18 protein-coding genes are annotated in these 19,709 nt (G+C 65.3%); 5 read left to right on the top strand and 13 right to left on the bottom strand.

The window, feature by feature from the left end; all coding sequences use genetic code 11:
• Window positions 1-22: 22 nt before the first annotated feature.
• The 3 genes from hpaE to P7C00_RS18140 are packed head-to-tail and all read right to left on the bottom strand — an operon-like array spanning window position 23 to window position 2,953.
• Complete coding sequence (gene hpaE / locus P7C00_RS18150) at window positions 23-1,483, bottom strand: 5-carboxymethyl-2-hydroxymuconate semialdehyde dehydrogenase (protein WP_325984799.1); 1,461 nt, start codon at window positions 1,481-1,483, stop codon at window positions 23-25.
• Window positions 1,484-2,284 (bottom strand): fumarylacetoacetate hydrolase family protein, encoded by an 801-nt coding sequence (locus P7C00_RS18145; RefSeq protein ID WP_346635412.1) that lies wholly within the window; start codon window positions 2,282-2,284, stop codon window positions 1,484-1,486.
• Between the two features lie 9 nt (window positions 2,285-2,293).
• Entirely contained in the window at window positions 2,294-2,953 is a 660-nt protein-coding gene (locus P7C00_RS18140) for a fumarylacetoacetate hydrolase family protein (RefSeq protein WP_346635411.1), read from the bottom strand.
• Between the two features lie 206 nt (window positions 2,954-3,159).
• Here P7C00_RS18140 and hpaA point away from each other — a divergent pair, with 206 nt between their 5' ends.
• Together hpaA and P7C00_RS18130 are read left to right on the top strand one after the other, a co-directional pair.
• The gene (gene hpaA / locus P7C00_RS18135) at window positions 3,160-4,089 is read left to right on the top strand and encodes a 4-hydroxyphenylacetate catabolism regulatory protein HpaA (protein ID WP_346635410.1); all 930 of its coding nucleotides are present in this window, start codon (window positions 3,160-3,162) and stop codon (window positions 4,087-4,089) included.
• Between the two features lie 126 nt (window positions 4,090-4,215).
• Window positions 4,216-5,307 (top strand): DUF1176 domain-containing protein, encoded by a 1,092-nt coding sequence (locus P7C00_RS18130; RefSeq protein WP_404937017.1) that lies wholly within the window; start codon window positions 4,216-4,218, stop codon window positions 5,305-5,307.
• Window positions 5,308-5,315: 8 nt separating this feature from the next.
• On the opposite strand, the gene P7C00_RS18125 is transcribed toward P7C00_RS18130, so the two are convergent.
• From P7C00_RS18125 to P7C00_RS18105, 5 genes are read right to left on the bottom strand one after another with little or no spacing between them, the layout of a single operon-like run.
• Entirely contained in the window at window positions 5,316-6,977 is a 1,662-nt protein-coding gene (locus P7C00_RS18125) for a GMC family oxidoreductase (RefSeq protein ID WP_404937016.1), read from the bottom strand.
• 35 nt (window positions 6,978-7,012) lie between these two features.
• Window positions 7,013-8,314 (bottom strand): carbohydrate porin, encoded by a 1,302-nt coding sequence (locus P7C00_RS18120; RefSeq protein ID WP_404937015.1) that lies wholly within the window; start codon window positions 8,312-8,314, stop codon window positions 7,013-7,015.
• A gap of 51 nt (window positions 8,315-8,365) precedes the next feature.
• The gene (locus P7C00_RS18115) at window positions 8,366-9,430 is read right to left on the bottom strand and encodes a 2,3-butanediol dehydrogenase (RefSeq protein WP_404937014.1); all 1,065 of its coding nucleotides are present in this window, start codon (window positions 9,428-9,430) and stop codon (window positions 8,366-8,368) included.
• A complete protein-coding gene (locus P7C00_RS18110) occupies window positions 9,427-10,698 on the bottom strand; it encodes an MFS transporter (RefSeq protein ID WP_404937013.1) in 1,272 nt (423 codons plus the stop codon). The genes P7C00_RS18115 and P7C00_RS18110 overlap by 4 nt, the downstream gene beginning before the upstream one ends.
• Before the next feature lie 33 nt (window positions 10,699-10,731).
• The gene (locus P7C00_RS18105) at window positions 10,732-11,265 is read right to left on the bottom strand and encodes a 2,4'-dihydroxyacetophenone dioxygenase family protein (protein WP_346635404.1); all 534 of its coding nucleotides are present in this window, start codon (window positions 11,263-11,265) and stop codon (window positions 10,732-10,734) included.
• Between the two features lie 307 nt (window positions 11,266-11,572).
• Between P7C00_RS18105 and P7C00_RS18100 the strand changes: the two genes are divergently transcribed.
• Window positions 11,573-12,580, top strand: coding sequence for a helix-turn-helix domain-containing protein (locus P7C00_RS18100; protein ID WP_346635403.1), 1,008 nt, complete (start codon window positions 11,573-11,575; stop codon window positions 12,578-12,580).
• Window positions 12,581-13,228: 648 nt separating this feature from the next.
• Here the strand turns inward: P7C00_RS18100 and P7C00_RS18095 are convergent.
• The 4 genes from P7C00_RS18095 to P7C00_RS18080 form a co-directional block, all read right to left on the bottom strand.
• Window positions 13,229-14,350 (bottom strand): class II histone deacetylase, encoded by a 1,122-nt coding sequence (locus P7C00_RS18095; protein WP_346635402.1) that lies wholly within the window; start codon window positions 14,348-14,350, stop codon window positions 13,229-13,231.
• A 62-nt stretch (window positions 14,351-14,412) separates the two neighbouring features.
• Window positions 14,413-15,603, bottom strand: coding sequence for an MFS transporter (locus P7C00_RS18090; RefSeq protein WP_404937012.1), 1,191 nt, complete (start codon window positions 15,601-15,603; stop codon window positions 14,413-14,415).
• 24 nt (window positions 15,604-15,627) lie between these two features.
• Entirely contained in the window at window positions 15,628-16,500 is an 873-nt protein-coding gene (locus tag P7C00_RS18085; protein ID WP_404937011.1) for a transporter, read from the bottom strand.
• Window positions 16,501-16,636: 136 nt separating this feature from the next.
• Window positions 16,637-17,614: a LuxR C-terminal-related transcriptional regulator gene (locus P7C00_RS18080; RefSeq protein ID WP_346635399.1), complete on the bottom strand. Its 978-nt coding sequence runs from the start codon at window positions 17,612-17,614 to the stop codon at window positions 16,637-16,639.
• Window positions 17,615-17,828: 214 nt separating this feature from the next.
• On the opposite strand from P7C00_RS18080, the gene P7C00_RS18075 reads away from it, so the two are divergent.
• Both P7C00_RS18075 and P7C00_RS18070 read left to right on the top strand, forming a co-directional pair.
• Window positions 17,829-18,680 (top strand): helix-turn-helix domain-containing protein, encoded by an 852-nt coding sequence (locus P7C00_RS18075; RefSeq protein WP_404937010.1) that lies wholly within the window; start codon window positions 17,829-17,831, stop codon window positions 18,678-18,680.
• Window positions 18,681-18,763: 83 nt separating this feature from the next.
• A complete protein-coding gene (locus tag P7C00_RS18070; protein ID WP_346635397.1) occupies window positions 18,764-19,114 on the top strand; it encodes a VOC family protein in 351 nt (116 codons plus the stop codon).
• 17 nt (window positions 19,115-19,131) lie between these two features.
• Here the strand turns inward: P7C00_RS18070 and hpaC are convergent, their stop codons facing one another.
• Window positions 19,132-19,644, bottom strand: coding sequence for a 4-hydroxyphenylacetate 3-monooxygenase, reductase component (gene hpaC / locus P7C00_RS18065; RefSeq protein WP_123725454.1), 513 nt, complete (start codon window positions 19,642-19,644; stop codon window positions 19,132-19,134).
• Window positions 19,645-19,709 lie beyond the last annotated feature (65 nt).

Below are 19,709 nucleotides of genomic sequence, written 5' to 3'. Positions count from 1 at the left end.
TGATCCGGGACGGTTCTGAACCTTACACGCCCCAGCGCGGGATGTGGTGGCTGCCCATGGAGAGGCAGACGTTCTTGATCTCGGCAAACACTTCAAAGCTGTACTCGCCGCCTTCGCGGCCGGTGCCCGAGCCCTTGATGCCGCCGAAGGGCTGGCGCAGGTCGCGGACGTTCTGGCTGTTGATGAACACCATCCCGGCCTCGATGCCCCGGGCCAGGCGATGGGCCTTGCCGATGTCCTGAGTCCAGATGTAGGAGGCCAGGCCGTATTCGGTGTCGTTGGCCAGTTGCAGGGCTTGGGCCTCGTCCTTGAACGGGATCAGGCACACCACCGGGCCGAAGATTTCTTCCTGGGCGATGCGCATCCGGTTGTCCACGTCAGCGAACACCGTGGGCTGGATGAACTGCCCGCGGGCCAGGTGCGCCGGCAGGTTGACCGGGCGTTCCAGACCGCCGGCCAGCAGCGTTGCGCCTTCTTCCAGACCGATGCGGATGTAGCCGGTGACCTTGTCGTAGTGGGCCTGGGTGATCATTGAACCGACCTGGGTCTTGGGGTCTTGCGGGTCGCCGACAATCAGGCGCTTGGCCCGAGCGGCGAATTCCTTGACGAACTGCGGGTAGACGCTTTCCTGGATGAAGATCCGGCTGCCAGCGGTGCAGCGCTCGCCGTTCAGGGAAAAGATGGTGAACAGTGCGGCGTCCAGGGCCCGTTCCAGGTCGGCGTCCTCGAAGATCAGCACCGGCGACTTGCCCCCCAGTTCCATGGAGTACTTCTTCAAGCCGGCGGTCTGCATGATCTTCTTGCCGGTGGCGGTGCCGCCGGTGAAGGAGATGGCCCGCACGTCCGGGTGGCGCACCAGGGCATCGCCGGCAGTGGCGCCGTAGCCCTGGACGATGTTCAGCACCCCGGCGGGAATCCCGGCTTCCACCGCCAGCCTGCCCAGCTCATTGGCGGTCAGTGGCGACAGTTCGCTCATCTTCAGCACCGCGGTGTTGCCCAGGGCCAGGCAGGGTGCGGTCTTCCAGGTGGCGGTCATGAACGGCACGTTCCACGGCGACACCAGGGCGCAGACGCCCACCGGCTGGTACAGGGTGTAGTTGAGCATCTGGTCGTCCACCGGATAGCTGTGGCCATCCATGCGGGTGCAGACCTCGGCGAAGAAGTCGAAGTTGTGCGAGGCCCGGGGAATCAGCACGTTGCGGGTCTGGTGGATCGGCAGGCCGGTGTCCAGGGTTTCCAGCTCCGCCAGATGCGGCACGTTCTCCTCGATCAAAGCGCCCAGGCGGCGCATCAGCCGGGCGCGCTCCTTGGCCGGGGTATTGGCCCATTTCGGAAAGGCGTCCTTGGCCGCGGCCACCGCCTGGGCGATTTCCTCGGCGCCACCGCTGGCCACCTCGCCGATGGCTTCACCGGTGGCGGGGTTGTAGTTGGTGAACACTTCACGGCTTTCGACTTCGCGGCCGTTGATCCAGTGTTTGATCATTTATGCGTGCTCCTTGGCCACGGCAGTGGGCTCTGGTTGGGCGTGATGGGCGAAAAAATCGCGCTCGCTGACAATGCGGTTGACCAGCCGGCCGACACCTTCGATTTCCACCACCACCTCATCGCCGGGCACCACGTCGGACAGGCCTTCGGGGGTGCCGGTGGCGATCATGTCCCCCGGTTGCAGGGTCATGAAGCCGGACAGGTATTCAATCAGGTAAGGGATGTCGAAGATCATGTCGGCGGTGCTGCCTTGCTGACGCAGTTCGCCATTGACCCAGGTGCGCAGGGTCAGCTTGTTGGGCTCCGGTACTTCGGCGGCATCGATGATCCACGGGCCGACTGGCGTGGTGGCGTCGCGATTCTTCACCCGCAGGTTGGGCCGGTAGTAGTTCTCCAGGTAATCGCGGATCGCGTAGTCGTTGCACAGGGTGTAGCCGGCCAGGTAGTCCAGGGCGTCCTCGCGCTTGACGTTGCGTGCGGTCTTGCCGATCACTGCCACCAGCTCGCACTCGTAGTGCATGTAGGCGACGTTGTCCGGGCGCCAGGTCACCTGCTGGTGGCCGGTGTAGGTGCCCGGGGACTTGATGAACACCAGGGGCTCGGTGGGCGGCTTGAAGGCCAGTTCGGCGGCGTGGTCGGCGTAGTTCAGGCCCAGGGCGAACATGGTGCCGGTGGCCGGTGGCAGCCACTGCACCTGATCCTCGGCCAGGGTCCGGCCGTCTTCGAGCTCCAGGGTATTGGGGCCGGTGACCCGAGCTTGGTGGACCTGGCCCTGATAACGGATGCGCGCGTGTTTCATGTCAGTTCCTCATTCGGCAACGATGCTGTTGGCCAGGCGGCCCAGGCCGCTGATCTGTACTTCGACCCGGTCGCCGGGCCGCACATCGACCCGGCCCTCGGGGGTGCCGGTGATCAGCACGTCTCCGGCATGCAGGGTCATGAATTCGCTGATCTCGGCAATCAGCTGAGGGATGCTGCGCACCAGATTGGCGGTGCTGTTGTGCTGCACCCGCTCGCCGTTGACGAACAGCTCCAGGCTCAGGTCGTGGGGGTCGCTGATCTGGGCGGCCGGCACCAGTTGCGGGCCGATGGCGCAGAAGCCGTCCCGGCACTTGGCCTTCACCGCGGGGCGGTAGTAGCTGTCTTCCGGCAGGCTGAACTCGTTGACGATGGTGTAGCCGGCCACATGCTCCAGGGCGTCCTCCAGGCGCACGCGGCTGGCACGCTTGCCGATCACCACCCCCAGGGCCGGGCCCGGTTGCAGGCGTTCGACGTCCTTGGGGAACACCACCGGCGCCTCATGGGTATTGCGGGTGTTGGGGGTCTTGATGAACAGCACCGGTTTCACCGGAGGCTTCTGGTAGGGCGGCTGGGTGAAGCTTTGCAGATGGCTCTGCAGCAACCCTTGGTAGTTCAGCGCAACGCCGAACAGGGTGCCGCCGGCGTGATCGTTCAGTGCACGGCTCATCGAGCGTCTCCTGGTTCCTGGTGTCGGGGCCCGCAATGCGCTTGCCGCTCGCGGGGTGAATTCGTTAATGTATTAACGTTATATTTAATATGTTAACGATCGTCAAGCGACAGCCTGATCGATTGCTTCGTGCACTGGCGGGCAAGCCGTGAATCCCGCAGGATGCCAACGCTCTGCGTGCTGAAAAATAAAAACAGAAGGGTGCCATGAACCCACGCCAACCCATTCCCAATATCAACATCGGCCAGGTCTACGATCAGCGCTACGCCGATGCCCAGGTGCATTACGACAAGCTGAGCAATCTCGCCGGCTTCTTCGGGCGCAACATGCCCGTGCATCGCCACGACCGCTTCTTCCAGGTGCATTACGTGCAAAGCGGCGCGGTGCGGGTCTATCTGGACGACCAGCAATACCTGGAGTCGGGACCGATGTTCTTTCTCACGCCACCGACCATTCCCCATGCCTTCGTCACCGAGGCCGACAGCGAAGGCCACGTACTCACCGTGCGCCAACAGCTGGTGTGGGAATTGATCGGTGCCGATCCGACGCTGGCCCCCGCGCCCCAGGTGCCGCCGGTGTGTGTGGCGCTGGCGCGCCTGGGGCCGGAGTTTGCCGGTGAGGTGCGGCGCCTGGAGTCTCTGTTCCAGGAGTTGCAGCAGGAAATCGGCGGGCAGGGGGCTGGGCGCGAGCCGGCCCTGGAAGCCCTGACCCGGCTGCTGATGATCAGCCTGCTCAGGCTTTCGGCCAATTCCCTCAAGGCCCGCCCGGCCCGGCATGAAGACTTGCAGATCTTCCATCGCTTCAACGAACTGATCGAGGCCCGCTACCTGGAGCACTGGCCCCTGGCGCGCTACGCCAGCACGCTGGGGGTCACCGAAGCGCGCCTCAACGACGTCTGCCGTCGCATCGCCGATCTGCCCTCCAAACGCCTGGTGTACGAGCGCCTGATGCAAGAGTCCAAGCGCTTGCTGCTGTTCACCGCCAGCTCGGTGAATGAAATCTGCTACCAGCTGGGCTTCAAGGATCCGGCCTATTTCAGTCGGTTTTTCCAGCGCTACGCCAAGACCGCACCGGGGGAATACCGGGCGCGCCAGGGGCTGACGAACCCGCCAGTGGCCGAGGCGCCCGGCCCCTGAGACCGCGGGAAGGGCAAGGTTGACCGCGGGGGCCGCGTGGCGTTGCACAGACCGTCGCCAATGGCTGTATTCGAAGCCTTTCGACCATGGCAGAATCCGCGCCTTTGCCCGACAAGGAGCGTCGTCATGCTGCGTGCCGTTGTGTTGTCCCTGCTGGCGCTTGGCGCCACGCCGTGCCTGGCTCGAGAGCTGCCGGAACTGACGCCGCTGTGGCTGCAGCAAGAAGGCTGGATCAGCGCGTGCGACAACCGCCGCGACTGTCAACTGCTCTACGCGCCGAACATCGCCTTTGCCGAGCAGGTCAACCACCTGACCCTGTTGATCCGCAGCCAGGCCGGTCCCGAGGGCCAGGTGCAGCTGCAACTGGAACACCAGGGCGCGCCCTTCGATCCGGCCGCGCTGCGCCTGGATGGCCAGCCGCTGGAACCCGGCTTGCTGGCAGCCCTGGTGCAAGAAGTGGAGGCCTCCGACAGCACCCGTCAACAACAGTACTACCGGGTTGACGATCAGGCCCTGGCCCGGCAATGGCTGGCGCGGCTGCGCACCGGGCAGGTGCTGGAACTGCCGGGAGAGGAGCCGGCCCAGGTGCAGCTCAAGGGGTTGCCGGATCTGCTGCAACGGGTGGATCAGGTACAGGAACGCTTGGGTACGGTCAGCGCTCTGGCGGCTCCCGGCGCGCAACCGGTCAGTGCGGTGCCCAGGGTCCAGGCGGCCAAGGCCCTGGGCGCCTATCCCGGGGTGACGCCCCTGAGTGCCCGGGAACGCAGCGGGCTGCGGGCAGCGGTGCAGAAAACCTTGCCGCCGCCCAAGTCTGAAGAGGACGACGACTACGTCATGCCGCCGAGGATCGAGCTTTATCCCCTGACCGCGCAGCAGGCGCTGGTGTTCAAGTTCTCCGACTGCGGCGCCTACATCTGCCTGTTCGATATCAGCAGCCGCTCGCGCACCGCGCCCTATGCGCTGCAACCCCTGCAGATGCAGGCATTGCCGAACGGTAGCGTCGACCATGCCGGGGGCATCAACTATTACCCCGAGACCGGCGAGCTCAGCAGTTTCCTCATGGGCCGCGGGATGGGTGACTGCGGTGAAATGGCCAGCTGGCACTTCGACGGCCAGGCCTTCCAGCTCACCGACTACCGGCGCATGCCCAATTGCAGTGGCCTGGGCTACGACAACTGGCCGGTACTCTGGAGTGCCGAGGCGCCGAAGCGCCCCTGAGCCCCGGTTCAAGTGCATGTTTCGCCTTGAGGCATGCTGCGCGGTTGCGCCGGTGCCGTGCCCAGCAGCAGGTCGGCGGCCTTTTCCCCGATCATGATCGCCGCCGCGTTGGTGTTGCCGGTGATCAGGCTCGGCATGATCGAGGCGTCCGCCACCCGCAAACCCTGGAGGCCGTGGACCCGCAGTTGATCGTCCACCACCGCCAGTTCGTCATGGCCCATCTTGCAGCTGCCCACCGGGTGGAACACGGTGCCCAGGTGCTGGCGAATCCATTGCTCGATCTGCTCCTGGCTCTGTACCTGCGGGCCGGGCACCAGTTCGCCCTTGAGCCGCCGGGAGAAGGCCCGGGTCGCGGCCAGCTGGCGCACCAGGCGCAAGCCGGCCACCAGTTTGCGCAAGTCCTCGGGGTGGCTGAGGAAGTTGGCCTCGATCAGCGGTTTGTCGTGGGGATCGGCGGAGTTCAGGCGCACCCGACCTCGGCTTTGCGGGTGCATCACCGCCACATGCAGGCTGATGCCATGGCCCACGGGAATCAGGCGCTGGGGCTGGTTCTTCAGGGCCGGGGCGACGATCAGCCCCAGCTCCGGCACCGGGTCCTCGGGCGTAAGGCGCAGAAAGGCCCCGGACTCGACGGTGTTGGAGGTCAGCGGGCCCTGGCGCCGGGTCAGGTACTGCCAGGGCGAACGGGCCAGGGGCAACAGTCCCTTGGGCGAAAGGCCGTAGCTCAGCTCGGGGTCGCTGCGGTACATCAGCACGATGTCCTGGTGGTCCTGCAGGTTCAGGCCGACCCCCGGCAACGGGTGGCGCGGCAGGATGCCGTGGGGTTTCAGTTCCTCTGCCGGGCCGATACCGGAGAGCAGCAGCAACTGCGGCGAGTTGATCGCCCCGGCGCACAGGATCACTTCCCGGCGCGCCTGCAACTGACGGACCTGTCCGTTCTGACTGATCTCCACGCCGCTGGCGCGAGTGCCTTGCAGCAGCACTCTGTGGGTCAGGGTGGAACTGAGCAGGGTGAGGTTTTCCCGCTGCAGGATCGGATGCAGGAAGGCCCGTGCCGCGCTGCAGCGTTCGCCGTTGATCTGGGTGACATGGAAGGGCCCGAAGCCTTCCTGTTCCGGGCCGTTGAAGTCCGGGTTGTAGCTCCAGCCCAGCTCCGTGGCCGCTTCATAGAACACCTGATTGACTGGGCTCGGGCTGCGCTGCTCGGCGACGTTGAGCTCGCCGTGCTGGCCATGCCAGGGCGAGTCTCCCGGTTCGAAATGCTCCGAACGCTTGAAATAGGGCAGCAGCTCGTCATGGCTCCAGCCCTGGTTGCCGGCGGCAGCCCAGCGGTCGAAGTCCTGACGGTGACCTCGGATGTAGATCATGCCGTTGATGGCGCTGGAGCCGCCCCAGACCCGGCCACGGGGGCAGGGGATGGGCTGGTCGCCGCTGGCGGCCTGGGCGCTGAATTGATGCATCCAGTTCCAGCGCGGGTTGGCGATCAGGCGGATGATCCCCGCCGGGGTGCACACATAGGCGGCGGGCAGCACGGTGCGGTCACTGGGCCCGGCCTCGATCAGGCACACCTTGAGCTTGGGGTCGGCGGACAGACGGTTGGCCAGCACGCAACCGGCGGAACCGGCGCCCACCACGATGTAGTCGAAGGTTTGCGTGGTGTGTTCACTCATGGGGGATACCTCTTGGGCAGTCACAGAAATCCATCTCACAGCCCCAGCAGCGAGCCGACGTCGAGGGTCACTTGCAGGCCGACGACAAAGCCGTTGCCGCTCAGCTCGCGGGCTTCGGGGTTGTAGAAATTGTCCGGGTTGATCAGGTACTGGACGCTGGGCTCCAGGGCCAGTTGCCGGGTCAGGGCGATGTGGGCGTTGGCTTCCAGGGCATAGACATTGCGCTCGCCCAGGCGCGGGTCGCCGCCGTTGGCGGTCCGTGCCTGCTGCTGGAAGCGCAGTTGGTGATCGTTGAGGCGCAGGTAGCTGGCCTTGAGGTTGAGCTTGTCCTGGGGCCGGTCGAAGGGGGCGAGGTAGGTCAGCCCGGCTTCGGCGAACTGGCTGAAGGGCTGTTTATCGTCGGCCGCCGCCGACAGCGAACCGAACAGCAGCAAGGCTTGGGGCGCAGTACCGGTGCCGGCGTCGGCGCGCCACAGCGACTGCTGGAACTTGAAGAAGGCGCCGCCGCTGCCGAATGCCATGGCCCCGGTCAGCGGGTCCACCTGCTTGGAGGTGTTGTAGTAGCCGTTGAGTTCGTAGTGGGAGCTGTAGGCATCGCGGTTCTGGCTGCCGATGCCCAGCAACAGACTGGTGCCGCTGGCGTCGTCGGTACTGAAATCCAGGCCCTTGCGCTCCTTCAGGTAGTCCACCGGGTTGGATTCGAAGGCGCCGCCGTGCACGTACCACTGGGGTGTCAGCTGGTACTTCAGGTAGCCGCCCCAACTGCCGTAGGGCGGCGGCAGGATGCCGGTGGAAGAATCGATGATCGGGTCGTTGCAGGTGATGGTGCTTTCGCAGTTGTAGATATAGAAGTAGCGCCGCGCGTTGGTTCGCCCCAGGCTCAGGTCGACCTGGCCGTCGAGCCAGGTCTGCTGGTAGGTCAGCAGGCTCAACTGGTTGCTGGTGAGGTCGTTGTGGATCGGCGCGCCGCCGAAGTAGCTGCCGGCGGCGCCCTGCCAGTTGCGTGAGGTGGGCACGCCGGTCTGGTGGTCGAGGATGAACAGTGTCTGCTCGAAGTGCAGCGCTGCGCCGTCGAGCCCGGCGAAGGTCCCCAGGTTGATGTCGGCGCCGACGAACAGATCGCCGCTGTTGCCGAAGCTGTGGGGGCGGGGGCCGGTGTCGAGGTTCTTCATGGCCAGGCTGAGAAACTGCACGTGGGGCGTAATGCCCCGGTCGGCCAGGTAGTCGCCCAGACCGGACAGCGGCCCGCTACGAGGCGCAACTGGGGCATCGGCGAAGCAATCAAGGGGCAGCAGCAGGGCTGCCAGCAGCGGGCACAGCGCATAGGAAGCATTCATGTCGGGTACTCGTTTCTTGTTGTTTTTGTCTTGAGTGTTGAAACCGATGGGTCAGGCCTCGGCCAGGGCCGGTGTCGGGTTGACCAGCACCTTGATCTGACTCTTGTCGTGCAATAACACCTCGAAACCCTGTTCCACCGCCTGCTCCAGGGCCAGGCAGCGGGTCACCACTCGGGACAGGTCCAGGCGTCCGCTGGCCAGCAGCTCGATCAGTTCGGGATACACATGGCGGTAGCCGACACTGCTGAGCAGGCGCAGTTCGTTGTTCACCAGATGAAAGGCGTCGAATTGCACCTGACCCATCAAGCCCACCAGCACCGCTTCACCGGCCTTGCGCAGGCAGTGCAGGGCATGGCTCAGGGTCTGCTGGGTGCCGGCGGCCTCAAAGGCCGTGTCGAGGCCGCCATCGCTCAGTTGCCGCAGGTGTTCCTGTAGTTGCGGATCGCGGCCGTCCAGGGCGGCCGAGGCGCCGAGTTCCAGGGCCAGGCGTCGGCGCTGCGGGTCCAGGTCCACGGCGTAGATGCGCTCCACGCCCCGCAGCCGTGCCAGCAGGATCAGCAGCAGGCCGATGGGGCCCAGACCGAACACCACGCAACTGTCGCCGGCCATCAGGCTGCTCTGGTTCAGGGCGTGGTAGGCCACCGCCGCCGGCTCCAGCACGGCGGCCTGCTTGAAGCTGACGCGCTCCGGCAGCAGGTGCAGCATGTAGGCGGGCACCAGCGCCTGCTCGGCAAAACCGCCGTCGCCCATCAGGCCGATAAAACCCATGGATTCACAGAGGTTGTACTGGCCCATGCGGCAGTACTGGCATTCACCGCAGCGATACTCCGGCTCCACCGCCACCCGCTGCCCCAGCAGACGTGGGTCGACGCCGGGGCCCAGGGCCACCACTTGGCCGCAGAACTCATGGCCCAGCGTCAGTGGCGCCCGGCAGCCGGACAGCGGATGGGCCGCGTGCTGGGGAATCGAGTGCGGCCCATCGGCGTACTCATGCAGGTCGCTGCCGCAGATACCGCAATAGGCCACCTGCAACAGGACTTCCCCGGGGCCGGGCTCGCGCAGTTGTACCTGGCTCAGGCGCAGGTCCCGGGCGGCGTGCCAACGCAGTGCGTTCATGGCTGGTTTCCTTGCAGGACAGAGGAGGCGTCGGCGTGCCGGCGCTGTTGACGGGCCAGCACCGCCGGGGCGGTTTCCTTGAGGAACAACGCCAGTACCGCTGCCAGCAAGGCGCCGCCACATGACATCCACATGACGATGGACAGGCCGAAGCGGTCGGCGGCGAACCCGGCGATGGTAGGGGCGACGAAGCCGCCCACCAGTTCACCAATCCCCATGATCATGCCCAGGGCCGTGGCCATGACTTCACGGGGCACGGTCTCCGCCGGAATGGTGGCCATGAACAGGGTGAAACAGCCCAGGCCGGTGTAGGTCAGCAGCATCAGTACGCCGAGCATCCAGGGCGAAGACGCGTAGAGCAGGGCCATGGGGCAGCAGGCGGCGATCAGCGAGAACAGCACCAGGGTCGGTCGCCGGCCGATGCGATCGGAGATCGCCGGCACGCCGAAGCCCCAGAGCACCCAGGCGCCGCCCAGGCAACTCATCACCGTGCCCATGCTGGCCGGGCTGTAGTCGCGGACCTTGACCAGAAAGGTCGGGGTGAAGGAAATCAGAATGATGAACCAGGTCAGGAACACGCAGCTGATCAGGGTGCAGAGCACGATGTTGCGACTTTTCAACAGGGCCAGCCGATGTCCGCCGCCGTTGCTCGGTGCGGCGTTGGTCCGGGGCTCGCCCCGTGGCGGGTCCGGGTGCACGTAGCGCCAGATCAACAGGGCGATCAGCAGGCCGGGAACCAGCGAGATGATGAAGGCGTGGCGCCAGCCATAGGCTTCGGCCAGGGCGATCAGCACCGGCGGTCCGATCACGGCCCCCAGCAGCCCGGCCGCCGAGCCTTGCAGCAGGCCCATGTTCAGGCCCCGGCGTTGGGGCGATGAAGCCTCAACCATCAAGGATTGCGACAAGGGCAGGATCGGCCCTTCGGCCAGCCCCATGATGGCGCGAAACAGCAGCAGGCTGAGGAAGCCGGTGACCAGCCCGGAAAGGGCCGAGCACAGGGAAAACAGGATCACCGCGACGATCAGCAGCGGCTTGCGCACGCCTCGGCGGTCCGACCAGGCGCCCACCAGGGCACCGGACACCGCCCAGGCCAGGGCCAGCACCGACGACAGCATGCCCAGGTGGCTGTTGCTCAATTGCAGTTCGTCGGCCATGAAGGGGAATAGGAAGGACAGCGCAAGACGATCGAAAAAGACGAAGCCGAAGGTCAGGAACAGCACCCCCAGCAAGGTGTTCTCGTAACCGGCCTTGTTGTTTTTATAAGCCATGGTGGTTCTCCGAGGAGGCGTGAGAAACGCCGATCAGCGAAACAGAGTGTCGATATGGGCCGCGCCCAGGCCGATCTTTTCGTAGTGTTCGCGGCACAGGGCGATGTAGGAGTGCACGTCGAAGTAGCCGTCGGGCTCGCCCTGTTCGTCGAGCCAGATCAGCGGGCCCTTGACGATGAAGAACACCCGCATCGGTTGCTCGTGCTCGTAGGCCACCAGGGTGTGGCCTTCGCCCGGGGTTTCGTAGACGAAGTCGCCGGCGCTGGCGGTCCACTCATGCTCCAGGTAGCCCCACTTGCCGGACAGGGTGTAGGCGAAGACTTCGTGGGGGTGGTAGTGGCGGTTGACCAACCCGGCGCTGCGGGCCATGAGGATGTCGCACCAGCGGTTCTCGCTGGGGGAAATCCACAGCGGTCGCGAAGACACGGTTTCGGTGAAGGGCACGTACAGGCTCAGGTCGTCACTGGCGGCATCCGGCAGGTAGACCTCGGGTTTGGCATCGGGCTTGAAACAGTTGGCGATGGGTTGCAGGTCTTTCCAGAACTCACGGGTGGCGGCTTCAGGCATGGTCGACCTCGATTGTTGTTATAGGGGGGCGTCATGGGGGTGACTGAGGCGACTTTAGGCCCATGGCTGGGCGCCGGTTTGATCGAATCGGACCGGTTTGTTGTCTGTTTCGGACAGGGATTTTTCCTACCGAAAATAGCGATGTAATGAGGTCGTTCCGGCGAACGGCTCCCACTGCGTTTCAAGTTGACAGGCTATATAGTTCAGATGTTAATGAATGGCCGCAGCCCGCAGATCATGCGGCCCAGGTGCCCGGACACTGCCTTGCCGTCCGGGGAACATCCCGCCGCCCATGAGAAGAACAACAATGTCTCCATGCGCCTTGCTCGAAACCCGGCACGCCAGCACCCAGGCGGTCGACCCGGATCACCGCCTGAGGTTCTGGGAGGACTACAACGCCAGCACCCTGGTGGGGCTCAAGTGCAACTCCTACGCCGAAGACGGTTTCATGGCCAGCCAGGACAACCTGCAGTTGGGTGCCATGCGCCTGGCGCGCATCGTTGGCAATGAACATGTGGTGGAACGCGACACTTCGATGATCCGTGGCGTGCCCAAGGACTCGATCTTCGTGTCCCTGGTCACCGGTAGCGGTTCGTTCTTCTATCAGGACGGCGCCTGCCAGGTACTGGAGCCGGGGGAACTGGTGGTCTACCGCACCGACAAGCCTTACCTGTTCGGCTTCTCCGGGGCGATGCGCCAGTTCATTTTCGATATTCCCCAGGAGCAGTTTGCCGCGCGCTGTCTGAAGCGTTTCGACCGGACGCTGAAGATCAGCGTGCACAGCGGAGTCCAGCGCCTGTTGTTACGCACCCTTGGGGAGCACACCCGGGCGTTTTTCCAGCAGCCGCTGTGTGGCGAGGCCGAGGCCTACCAGGAGCAGGCCTTCGAACTCCTGGCCAGCATCATCGCCGGACAGGTGGGAGAGCGGCCCATCAATGCCCTGAGTGCCTCCTACCTGCTGGCGGCCAAACAGTGCATCCATGAACAGTTGGGGGACCCGACCCTGAGCTGCGAACGGGTCGCGGCCCAGACCGGCATTTCTACCCGGCACCTGGCCCGGCTGTTCGCCATGGAAGACACCGTGCCCAGCCGCTTCATCCTGGAAAAACGCCTGCAGCAGGCCCGCCAGCTGCTCTGCAGCAGCCAGGGGGCGGGCCTGGACATCAGTGAAATCGCCTACCGTCATGGCTTTGCCAGCCAGGCGCATTTTGCCCGGGCATTCAAGGCTCGTTATCAGCACACACCCAGTGAAGCGCGGGCTCAGGGCGCCTTATCGGAGTGGCCAGTAACAGCCCCGGGTGCCCATCAGTCCTGAGAGTCGGAGGGTGAGTCCGGCAAATCGCTTTCGGGACCACCTCGTGTTGCATGCCTGGAGCAGCGACAGAGCTCCCCCAGGCCGCACCTCTGCAACAGGTCATCCAGGGCGGCCCTGGGCATCGTGGGTGGGCTTGGTTGCGGCGGGACCTCGGGGCTGTTCCGCAGTTGGGCCGCGCGGTGCAGCAGTCGGCTCCGGGCGCAGTGCCAGAAGCCGATTTCGTCGAGGTAATCCGTGGTTTTGCGGTGCATGGACATCTCCTTTGTCTCAGCGGGAACGCAAGTGACTCGTTGCCGGACAGCACTGGCATCGAGGGAGGGGCGGACAAGCAGACGGGCAGCCCCGCGCGCGCGGCACACCCGGCCTTCAAGGCATGGGGCGCAGCGGCACGCAGGGTTATTGGGTGTTGAGGTGCTTGTCCTGAGGGTCATGTAGCTGAGGAGAGGATAGGAAACCTTTCAGCTTTGCCGAGACCAATGTGCTGGACAGAGAGAATGCCTTCGCCGGCCAGTCGGCCCCTACAGCACGATCGTAGGAGCCGTCTTGCCGGCGAAAAGGCCGAAAAGGCCCGTGAGGCTGGCTGTCCGGCGACGGGCGCTGCCGGACAGTTGGCGACCGATGATCATCGGCCACCACTGCAAAGGGAATTTAGCGACCGGCGGCCTCTATGGCCTCGGCCTGGCGGTCCAGCAACTGGCGCTGGAAGGTCATGAAGGCTTCCTTGGGTTGCTGCAGATGCACGAAGGCCAGCATCGGGTCTTTGACCGCGGTGCGCACGCCCGACAGCGCCTCCAGGGTGGCCAGCCCACAGAAGGGCACATAGGCCTCGGAGTAGCCGCCTTCATGCACCAGCACCAGGCGCCCCCCGCACAGGCGTTCGGCGGCGTCCCGCAGGCACTGGGTCATCTCGCGGAAGGAGTCGCTGTGCAGCAGCATCCGCGCCAATGGGTCCACGGCGTTGGCGTCATAGCCGCAGGCGACGATGATCAGCTCGGGTTCGAAGCGTTCCAGGGCCGGTATCACGATGCGCTGCATGGCGTACAGGTAGGCGTCATGACCACCACCGGGCAACAGCGGGACGTTGATGTTGCAGCCCAGCCCGGCGCCGCGGCCACGGTCCTGTTCACCGCCGTAACCCGCTGGAAAGCAGCCGTCCTGGTGCAGGGACAGGGTCAGTACGTCGGCCCGTTCCTCGTAGATCGACTGGGTGCCGTTGCCGTGGTGCACGTCCCAGTCGATGACCGCGACCTTGCCCAGTCCATGACGGGCCTTGGCGGCCTCGATGGCAATGGCGATGTTGGCCAGGAAGCAGAAACCCATGGCCTGGTCGCGGGTGCAGTGGTGTCCCGGTGGACGGGACAGGGAATAGGCGTTATCGGCTTCGCCGCTGAGCACGGCGTCCACGGCGGCCATGGCCAGCCCGGCGGACAGCTTGGCGATTTCATAACTGCCGGGGCCCACCGGCGCCTCGTCACCGAGGTGACCACCACCGGCATCGCTCAAGGCCTTGAAACGTTGCAGGTAGGCGGCACTGTGGACCCGCAGCAGGTCGTCTTCGGTGGCTGCTGGGGCACTGCGCAGGTGCAACTGTCGGGTCAGGCCGGAGACATCCATCAGGCTTTTCAGCCGGCGCTTGGTCTCCGGTGATTCGGCGTGCCCGGCGGCAGACGGCGGCTGGACCCAGCCGCCTACCGGGAGCGTCAGGACGTGGGGGCCGCCGCTGTGCCACAGGCAGAGTTCATCGAAGAAAAAAGCGGTTCTGCAGGTCATGGTGATATCCATTTTTCAAGGAAAGTGTTGTTCAAGGACACGCTGGCGCTGCCCGGTGGCAGTCATCGCCCTTGGGGATGGGAAGGGGCCTGGAGGGCGGGCCGGCAGCTGAGTACCAGGGCCAGGGACAGCAGGGTGATGACGGCGCCCCCCAGCAACAGGCCCTGGAAGCCGCCGCTGCTTTCGATCAGGCGTCCGGCGAGGGTCGGGCCTATGGCCAGGCCGGCGCTGATCACCAGATTGGAGGCATTCATCAACCGGCCGCTGCGATCCATCTCTGCCATGCGTGCGAGGATCAGCGGCAGGATGAAGGTCCAGGTGAACTTGAACACCAGCGCCGCCAGCGCGAAGCGCGCCAGCTGCGGCTGCCCCAGAAGCAGCAGCACCGAGCCGGCCATCAGGCCGTAGCCCAGCAGGAGCAGAGCTCTGCGGGGCAAGCGGTCGCCGAACAGGGTGGCGCACAAGGCGCCGACTATGCCCATCAAGGTGGCAATGGCCAGGATGTCGCCGTTGGTCTGCGCCGAGAGGCCGGACTGGCTGCCGATGGAGCCGATGAAGGTCCAGACGCCGCTGAGGCTGATGTAGAAGGTGAGGATGCCGAGAATACCCAGGCTCGCCTTGAGCCAGGAGATCGCCGGGGCTTGCGGGGCGTCGACGGCCGGGCGCGCAGCGCCTGCTGGAAAGCAACGGGCCAGGGGCAGGCACAGGGTCATCAGCAGCGCCAGGATCAGGTAGCAGGCCCCCAGGCCGAAGCGTTCGAAGAGCATCGGCAGCAGGCTCAGGCCGACCGCGCCCAGCACCAGCTGGCCCATCACCCAGAAGCCGTAGGCACGGCTGGGGCTGGGGCTGGCGGCAGCGCTGGCCAGGCAGATGATCATCAGCGAGCCGCCGGCCAGGGCACTGCCAATGCGCGCCATCAGCAGCAGCGAATAGTCATGGGCCAGCATCGACAGCAGGTTGGCGCAGATGAACAGCACGGCGCTGCACAGGGCGGCGCGGCGCCAGTCGATGTGTTTCAGCCACCAGATGGCCGGCAGCGTGGCCAGGCTCATGGCGCCCAGTTCGGCGGAGAACAGGTCGCCGATCTGTGCGGGGCTCAAGTGCCACTGGCTGGCCAGTTGGGCGGCGATGGCCGGGGCCATCAGCAGCACGGCGGGAGTGATGGCGGCGAACAGCACTATGGCTGCCAGCAGCCCCAGGGGTTGGCGGGTGGCCGGCGCGGTGGGGCTCAAAACAGGGTTCTGGGTGTTCATGGACAGGCTCCAAAGGCAAGGGATTCAGAACACGTGGACCAGGCGCAGCAGGGCGTCGGTGCCGGCAAAGCCGTTATCGGTGGCGACGTTCTGCGACAGGCTGAACATCAGCTGGTTGCGCTTGTCCAGCCAGTGCCCGAGCTCGAAGCCGACCTGGGTGTAGCGCTTGTGGGTGTCGTCGATGCGCCGGTCGTTGATCCGCAGTTCACCGCCATCGGCGTGGATCAGGCGCAGGGCGCCGTAGGTGCTGGGGGTGAAGTCGTAGGAAGCGAAGGCTTGCAGGCGATAGAGCGGGTCCTGCTTCAGGTCACTGCCGAAATAGTCGTCGTTGGTGCCGTACAGCTGGGCTTCGAGGTTGGCCTCCAGCACCCATTTCTCCCCCAGGCCCTGGGTGTAGTTGTAGACAAAGGTCGCGCCCCAGCGATTGGCCCCCGGGGAGACGTCCGGGTTGCGGCTGTGGTACTCGCCCACCGGCAGCGTGATCAGGGTCAACAGGCCGCTGTAGGTGCGGGTTTGCGGCTGGTTGATGAAAAACAGCGTGCCCCCCACCTGGGGATCGCCGAAGCCGCTTTCCCCGGTATGGCGTTCGGCGCCGGGCAAGCGAGCGTTGATGTCGGCGAAGGGCACGATGAACTGGGGGGTGCAAAGGGTGCCGCACAGGTCGCTGAAGAACACCTGGCGGTAGGCCATGGCATTGACTCGCAGCTCGGCCTTGCCGGTGCTGTCGGCCGGGCCGTGAAAGTCGCCGGCGCGGGTGGCCGGGAGGTACAGCACCCCCAGGCTGGTACCCACGGGGGCGGCGAAGAAGTCCCGGGCGTTGAGGTCCGCGGCGTTGAGCGACAGGCTGGCCAGGGCGCCAGCCACGGCCAGGGTGGTACGGGTAATGAGCCTTGTCATGGGCGGTGCGTCTCTTGTTGGCGTTGTTGTTCGGCGAGGGGCTCGCCGGCACACGGCAGTGGGGCAAAAAAAGGGCAAAGGCAGCCCGTGGCCGTCAAATGCGACGGCGCAAATCAGCGCTGGTCAGGGGCCGGGGTCAGTCGGGCGGGGCGTGAAGCAACTGGGCGATGCGCGCCTTGTCCTTGACCCCGAGCTTGCTGTAGATGGCGCGAATGTGATGGCGCACGGTGTTGGGCGACATACCCAGGTCCCGGGCCACTTCCTTGTAGGTCTTGCCGTCGCCGAAGCACTGGGCGACGGCATTTTCCCGGGGGCTGAGTTTGGGCAGGAGGCTGCGGCTGCGGGCGGCCAGCAGGTACAGGTCGCCCACGGCCGAGCAGTCGATCTGCAGGCGTTTGCCTTCGAAGCCGTTGCTGTCCAGCGCCATGGGCAGTTGCGGACCGTTCCACTGCGGCCATTCATGGAGCAGCAGATCGACAAAACCGCGCTCGGCGCATTGCAGCACACCGCGCCGGTCGCACACGGCCAGGGCCAGGTTGCGCGGGCGGGTGAGCTTCTCGCGCATGGCCACCAGGGTGCGGATCTGATTGGCCGATACCGCTGCCACCAGGTGCAGCATCAGGTTGTTCAGCACATGGCAGTCGTCCAGGGTGAAAGCCGGGGCGCCAGGGGCACGGTACAGGGCCAGGTGGTTGCTCAGTTGGGTATGGGGATCGATGTGCACCACGCACAGCAGTTCGCCGATGTTATAGAGCCGGCTCAGCCAGTTGAGGCCAGGGCCGCTGTGCGGATCGGCCATGTTGACGATCACCGCCCGTCCCGGCACCTCGTGGACCCGGCTGACGGTGACATCGGTGTGGCGGATCGATTGCCAGTCCGGCAGGTAGCTTGGTGGCAGGCGGTACAGGTAGCAACTGTGTTCATCCGGCAAGCCGTCGATCAGTGCGGCGCGGCCCCACCAGGCACTGTCGAAGGGCAAGAGTTTGCTGATGCGCGCCAGGGCATGCTGGTGAAGGTTTTCGATGTCCTTGTTCTGCGCCAGTTGCTGCAGTTCCAGGGTCAGCTCGCTGAAGGCCTGCAACAGGCTGGCCGGAGCATGATCGGGTCGGTTCATGGGGCTTTACCTCTGTGCGACGTTGTTATTGTTTTCGTCACGGAAGTGGTTGAGGACCGTTACGCCGGGGGGACGTGGGCAGGGCCTGGTGCGAGTATCGATGGCTTGGCCGGCCACCGCCATCCTACAGATGCAGGAGGTGGCCCATGGCCCGGCGGCGCGGGTCGCTTATGCTTCAGTTGGTAAACCATGATCACTATTGGGAGTGAGTTCGATGCCAATGCAGCCTTTCTCTGTTTCGCACTGCGTCACAGGGTTTGATGCCGTCAGGCTGCGGCCCTGGGGCGGTCGCTTGTATGGCTTCAGCGAGACGCTGCCGGGCACCGTGCGGCGACTTGAGGTCGCGCAGCCACAGGTCAAGCTGGTCATCGGGCTGGCGTCCCCCTACGGGCTTGCCGCCAATGGGCGCGAGGAGCGGTGTCAGGCGTTCGTGGTGAGCCGCCCGGCAGCTCCGATGCTCGTCGAGCAGCGCGGTGTGCATTCATGCATCGAGGTGGAGCTACCACCCTGGGCCGCGTATCGCCTGTTTCAGGGCGATGGCCAAGTGCTTGCCAGCCCTTGGCTGGATCTGCGGGAACTGTGGGGCACGTCGGTTGGCTTGTTGGTCGAGGCACTGGAAGAAAGCCCTTGCTGGACGAGTCGATTGCAGCGGGTCGAAACCTTTCTTGCCGAGCGTTTGCACAACTCGCGCCGTGAGGTGCCCGAGATGCTGCGCCGGGCCTGGGAGGAACTGCAGCGAAGCGCTGGCGGTACCTCGATCGCTGATCTGAGTCGGCAGGCCGGCTGCAGCGGACGGCATTTCGCCAGTCGCTTCAAGGCCCATCTGGGACAAGGGCCCAAGGCCTGCGCCCGGCATATTCGTTTTGCTCGCGCCCAGCAGTTGCTGGAATCGCTACCGGCGCTGGAGCTGGTGCAGGTTGCGGTGCTGTGCGGCTACAGCGACCAGAGCCACTTCACCCGGGAGTTCCAGGCATTCGCCGGCTGCTCCCCGGGAGCCTATGCCCGAGGCGGCTGGGCCGATATTCCTGGCAAACCGGCATCGTTGCTCGAAGGCCGGGAGAATTGAGTGGCCCGGTCAGTTTTATTCAAGACCCGCCGAGCCTTTGCAGCGGACAGTGACGGCTCTGACTCTGTGAACGTGGAGGATGTATGCCAGGAAGTCTTTCTCATGTGGAAATCGGGGTTGCCGACGCTTCGCAGTCGCTGGTTTTTTTCCAGCGCCTGTTCGACTGGTCGCCGCAGCGGTTAGGTGCAACGGAGGATGCCTGGTTGCAGGCGCCCTCGATCCGGGTCGGCGTCCATGGCGACGATCCGCAGTCGCGCATGGTCGTGTATTTCCGGGTCAGCGACATGGCCGACAGCGTGTCCCGGGTCCGGGCTCTGGGGGGGCAGGCCGGTGACATCAGTCCCCACGAACCCGGTTTCGGCCGGTTCTGCCAGTGCCACGATCCCCAGGGCGTGTGCTTCGGCCTGCATCAGCCGGACCTCCTTGAATCCTAGCCAGGGCTGGGAGCTGTTCAGGCAGCCTGGCCAGGGCGCTGCAGGCGATGGAAGCAACGGCTGAAATACACCAGCGAGTCGCCTTGCTCGCGCACGCTGATTTCATCCAGTTCCACCAGCATCACCGAGTGGGTGCCGATTTCCTGGACCTCGGTGATGCGTCCCTGGAGGCTGGCCAGGGCGCCGTCCAGCACCGGCAGGGCCTGCAGGCCGTCGCGCCAGGGGTGCAGGCCGAAGCGCTGGTCCATGGCCACCCCGGTCATGCCGGCGAAGTGCCGGGCCACTTCCTCGTGTTCGCCGCTGAGGACGTTGATGCACAAATGGCCGTTACCCTTGAACACCGGGTTCAGGGCGCTGTTGCGGTTGACGCAGACCATCAGGGTCGGCGGGCTGTCGGTGACCGAGCAGACCGCGGTGGCGGTGATGCCGCAACGGCCGGCGGGGCCGTTGCTGGTGATGACGTTGACCGCAGCGGTCATGTGGGCCATGGCGTTGCGGAAGGCGAGTTGCTTGGGATCGAGTACAGACATAACGAATTCCTCATGGACGCAGGGCATTGCGCTGCAGGAGCCAGCTTGCCGGCGAAGAGAGTCTT

It is taken from the genome of Pseudomonas sp. JDS08PS003 (genome assembly GCF_045013505.1).
Lineage (GTDB): Bacteria > Pseudomonadota > Gammaproteobacteria > Pseudomonadales > Pseudomonadaceae > Aquipseudomonas > Aquipseudomonas protegens_B.
Note: the sequence above shows the minus strand (reverse complement) of the source record. Positions and strands in the feature narration are given on the sequence as shown.